The sequence below is a fragment of the Paracoccus sp. S4493 genome, assembly GCF_000967735.1.
GTDB classification, from domain to species: Bacteria; Pseudomonadota; Alphaproteobacteria; order Rhodobacterales; family Rhodobacteraceae; genus Paracoccus; species Paracoccus marcusii.
Genome location: NZ_JXYF01000337.1, coordinates 1 through 583 on the forward strand (window position 1 = coordinate 1; position 583 = coordinate 583).

Genomic DNA, 583 nt, shown 5'->3' on the forward strand with positions numbered 1-583 from the left:
ATGGTCATGAAGATGATGCGCAGGTCCATCCACGGGTTCCACTTCATCACGTAGAAGCGGTCCATCTGCACGCGCTCCATGTAGGTCGTGTTGCTGCGGCCGCTGATCTGCCAGAGGCCGGACAGGCCGGGGCGAGCCGCGAGATAGTGGCGGGTCGAGCTGGCGTAATGGTCCAGCTCTGCCCGCACGACCGGACGCGGGCCGACCAGGCTCATCTCTCCGGTCAGCACGTTCAGAAGCTGGGGCAGCTCGTCCAGGCTCAGCTTGCGCAGCACGGCGCCCAAGGGGGTGACGCGCGGATCGTCGACCAGCTTGCGCTGTTCGTACCACAGGGCCGCCTTGGCGGGATGCTTGCGCAGGTATTGCTCCAGAACGGCGTCGCCGTTGACGACCATGGTGCGGAACTTCCAGCAGCGGAACTCGCGGCCACCGAAGCCTACGCGGCGGTGCCCGTAGAGCAGCGGCCCGGAATCCGTCAGCTTGAGGACGATGACCAGCGCCAGGATCAGCGGCGCCAGCAGCAGCAGGCCCAGGACCGCCAACGTGACATCCAGCCCCCGCTTGGCCATGCCACCCACAGGGG

At 66.7% G+C, this 583-nt stretch carries 1 protein-coding gene; it reads right to left on the minus strand.

The features are described from left to right. A partial coding sequence (locus TW83_RS17615) for a sugar transferase (RefSeq protein ID WP_045984091.1) occupies positions 1 to 583 on the minus strand: 583 nt, incomplete at both ends.